The organism is uncultured Campylobacter sp., assembly GCF_938045775.1.
In the GTDB taxonomy this organism is placed as follows: domain Bacteria; phylum Campylobacterota; class Campylobacteria; order Campylobacterales; family Campylobacteraceae; genus Campylobacter_B.
The window spans coordinates 1-4,015 of record NZ_CALIBH010000181.1; the positions used below are offsets into that span (position 1 = coordinate 1).

Annotated in this window: 3 protein-coding genes; all 3 read left to right on the forward strand. The window is 49.6% G+C overall.

The genetic code is table 11. The features are described from left to right. Positions 1-757: nitronate monooxygenase family protein (locus Q0238_RS06975; RefSeq protein ID WP_297944350.1), on the forward strand; the 757-nt coding region annotated here is incomplete at its 5' end. Then, positions 741-2,579, forward strand: coding sequence for an N-acetylmuramoyl-L-alanine amidase (locus Q0238_RS06980; protein ID WP_297944352.1), 1,839 nt, complete (start codon positions 741-743; stop codon positions 2,577-2,579). The genes Q0238_RS06975 and Q0238_RS06980, both read left to right, overlap by 17 nt. Before the next feature lie 664 nt (positions 2,580-3,243). Next, on the forward strand, positions 3,244-3,888 hold the full coding sequence (locus tag Q0238_RS06985) for a hypothetical protein (RefSeq protein WP_297944355.1): 645 nt from the start codon (positions 3,244-3,246) through the stop codon (positions 3,886-3,888). The last annotated feature ends 127 nt before the right edge of the window (positions 3,889-4,015 follow it).

Here is a 4,015-nt window from a genome sequence, read left to right on the forward strand (position 1 = left end):
GGCCGGCATCGACATCATCATTAGCGGCGCGGGGCTTCCTACCAATCTGCCGGAATTTACAGCCGATTTCCCGGACGTCGCGCTCGTGCCTATCGTCTCCTCCGCCAAGGCTCTTAAGATCATCGCCAAGCGTTGGAAGCAGCGCTACGACAGAATTCCTGATGCCGTAGTGCTCGAAGGCCCTCTTAGCGGCGGACATCAGGGCTTTACCTACGAGCAGTGCGGCGATCCGGCGTTTGCGCTGGATAATCTGATTCCGCAAGTAAAAGCGGAAATCTCGCAATGGGGCAGCTTCCCGCTCTTTGTCGCAGGCGGAATTTGGGATAAAACCGACATCGATCGCGTGAAATCTTTGGGTGCGGATGGCGTACAGATGGGTACGCGCTTCATCGGCACCTTTGAATGCGACGCCGCGGAGGAATTTAAGCAGGTGCTTCTTAATGCCAAAAAAGAAGATATCGAGCTTCTAAAATCGCCCGTAGGCTATCCCGCGCGCGGCATTCATACCAATCTGCAAGATATGATCGCCGCAGGCACGGCGCCTAAAATCCGCTGTATCAGCAACTGCGTAAGCCCTTGCGAGCGCGGCAAAGGCGCTAACGCCGTAGGATACTGCATCGCCGACCGCCTAAGCGACGCGTATCTGGGCAAAACGCAAAGCGGTCTGTTTTTTACCGGCGCGAACGGCTGGCGATTAAACGAGATCATATCCGTGAAGGAATTGATAGAAAAACTTGTAAATGGCGAAGATAGTTAAAATTTTTCTAATCGCGGCTTTTAGCTGCGTATTGGCGTTTGGAGCTTCCAGCGAGGCATTTTTTGCGAAATTCGATAAGGATTTCATCGTAGCGACGCCGAATTACAAGCGCTCGCTGCACAAGGAGCTAAAATCGCTCTACCAAGGCGCGTCCGATAAAGAGGTCCGCATCAAAGCGCTAAAGAGACTGGTTTACAGCTCGAAAAATTTAGGACTCGACTCCTCGCCTTATGAATCTACGCTAGCCAAATTACAGGGCAAAGTAAGCGATAGCAGCGCGAATTCTAAAAAGCTCAAAGATGAAAACGCAAAAAATTCCAAAAGCTCGGACGAGAAAAACGCTTCAAATTTAGCGCATAGCCCCAAAGCCTCCGCCTCCAAAAATTCTAAAAATTCAAAAAATTCCACTTCCAAAAATCTCAAAAATACGCGCGCGCCAGAAGAAGCCGATCTAAGCTCGCTATCTAGTGAGGATTTGGAATTCTTACGCTCGACTAGGCCCCGCGGCGCAGACGACGCACAAAATTTAACAGACGATGCGCGTAGCAACGACGCGAGCGAAAATCCCGTAGAAACTAACGAGCCCTCGCAAGCGCATAATTCTGCAGATAGTGCTGCGACCGAGCGATTAGATTCTGAGCTTCGCAAAAGCAGCGTAAAAAAATCCTCCTCCGATGCCAAACTCGCTCTAGCATCGCTGCGCGGCGATGGGGATGAGATCGTGCTTGAGTTTAACCGCGATCTAAAGCGCGGCGATTATAAAGATTTTACGATCGCAAGTAGCGATAATTTTCGCTTCGTGATTGATTTTAGCGCACGGCAAAAGTCACAAAAAACGCGGCTTAAAGATAGCTTCGTTAGCGATGTACGCGTCTCACAATACAACGATAAGACCGTGCGCATCGTACTTAGCGACCCGAAAGAATTTAACGCAAACGTTGAAATTAGCGGCAATATGATGATTTTAAGTACAGCTGAAGGCTTAAAAGCCGCAAAAGCCGCGCGCGCAGAAAAAAACAGAGATCAAAAATCAGGGCACAAGCGCGGGCGCGAGCAAGATAGCGAGCCGCAAATCAGCACGATAGAGGAATCAAGGGGCGCCAAATCGACCTCCGTGGCCGCCGGTAAAATTTACAAATCGACCAAAGGCAAGCTCATCGTAATCGATCCGGGTCACGGCGGCAGCGATTCGGGCGCGGTCGGAAACGGACTGAAGGAAAAAAACGTCGTGCTAGCCACATCCAAAAAGCTTGGCGCGTTGCTTCAAAAGCGCGGCTACAGAGTGCTTTACACGCGCAGCACCGACATTTTTATAAATCTACGATCGCGCACTGCTTTCGCCGCTAAAAAAAACGCCGATATGTTTATTTCGATCCACGCAAATGCCGCTCCTAACGCTAGCTCAGCACTTAAAATGAGCGGCGTGGAGACCTTTTTCTTAAGCCCGGCTAGAAGCGAACGCAGTAAAAACGCCGCCGCGCTCGAAAATAGGGGCGATTTGGAGGATATGAATACCTTCTCGAAGCAGACCTTTTTAAATTTCTTAAATCGCGAGAAGATAATATCCTCAAACAAGCTTGCCATCGATATTCAAAGCTATATGCTAAGCTCGGTCAAAAAGAGCTTCTCAAGCAGAGACGGAGGCGTGCGCGAGGCGCCGTTTTGGGTGCTGGTGGGCGCTACGATGCCCGCGGTGCTCGTGGAGATGGGCTACATCACGCACCCGCAGGAGGGTAAAAATTTAGGCAAAAGCGCCTATCAGGACCGCATCGCTCAGGGTATCGCAAACGGCGTGGATGCATACTTTCAGAAAAACAAGTGATGAAATTTTACGCGCTGCGATTTTACGAGCGAGATAAAATTTTATTTCGGCGCGAGATTTGCTCCGCGGATATAAGTTGGGTGAGCGGCACAGATCTTGCAATAAACACAGCGCGAAGGCGGTAAATTTAAAATTTAAAACCCGCCGCGCTAAATTTAAAGCAAAACATGCGGCGCTTGCATGCAAATTTCGCTCGCGTGTCAAATATTTACTGCGAGCGGGTAAATTTTGCGGAGCGTCTTGCGGCATATGCGAGCTGAGGACGCATACGGCTTAGACGCGGATTTTAATGCGGCTCGGCTAAAATTTTAAAGCACGGACTTGGCGCTGCTCTACGCAGCAGAGTGCGGCTGGTAGTAAAATTTACCGACAGAATCACATTTAAACCGCGCGAAAATAGCGATTTGGTCGCGCTAACGCAAGTCGTGTTTTAAACCGCGTCCGCGCAATTAGGATTGCGCTTTAAGTTATGAGCGTGTATATTGCGCCAGTCGCGCTTAAAACAGCACGGTCGCGCCCTAAAATTTCGCGCCATGTTCGCAGAGCGGCGATATTTACATAATGCCGCGAACGCGGCAGTTGCAATGCGCCGATGCCTGCGCTGTATATGCATTAAAGGTGCAGCTGAATCGTAAATTTAAAGATAAAATTTAAAAGGTCCAAAATGAAAAAAATCGTATTTTTGATCCTGCTTTTCGCAGCCGTCGCGCTCGCACTCTACGTCACTTCGCGCGTAAATCCGAACCTTTTTTCTGAGATCAAAATCCTAGGCGCACTGCTAAATGCCACGATATTCGGCGTCGCGCTCATCGCCTTAGCGATCGGCGAAAAGGAGCTCGTGCGCTTTCCGTTTCTTACCGCCTCGCTGCTGGCGCTGTTTTCAGGGCTAGTGGAGGGCGTGCTGCTCTTCGAAAACCGCTACTACATCGCGATCACCGCGGTGGCGTTCGTCGCCTTTGTCTTTTATCTGCAGATCAGGCACAAAAGATTTTCAAACAAAGCTTATAAAAATTCTGCGGACGGAGGCTCTAAAGATTTAGATAGCAGCGAGAGCGAAAATTCCAAAGAAAGCGGCGAAATTTCAAATTCTCAAAGCGAGGATAAAATTTTAAACTCCAGTGGCGACCTCGGTGAAAATTTCGCGAGCGGCGCCGATGAAAATTCCGACAAAAATTTTAAAATTTTAAACGGCGGCGCGGGTGAAGGTAGCGCAGACGAAAATTCCGCGCAAAATTTCAATCAGGGCGGTGAAAATTCCAAGCTATGCTCGAACGAAAATTCCGCGGATGGCGCAAGGCGCGATAGATGATCAGATCCGCGCTGATCGCGCTTGCGGTAATATTTTTGCTGCTTTTAAATTTAGCCAATCTTTTCGGCATGGTAGGCATAAGCGGGCCGGTGCCTGCGATGATCTGGTTTGCGATCAGCTTCTGCGG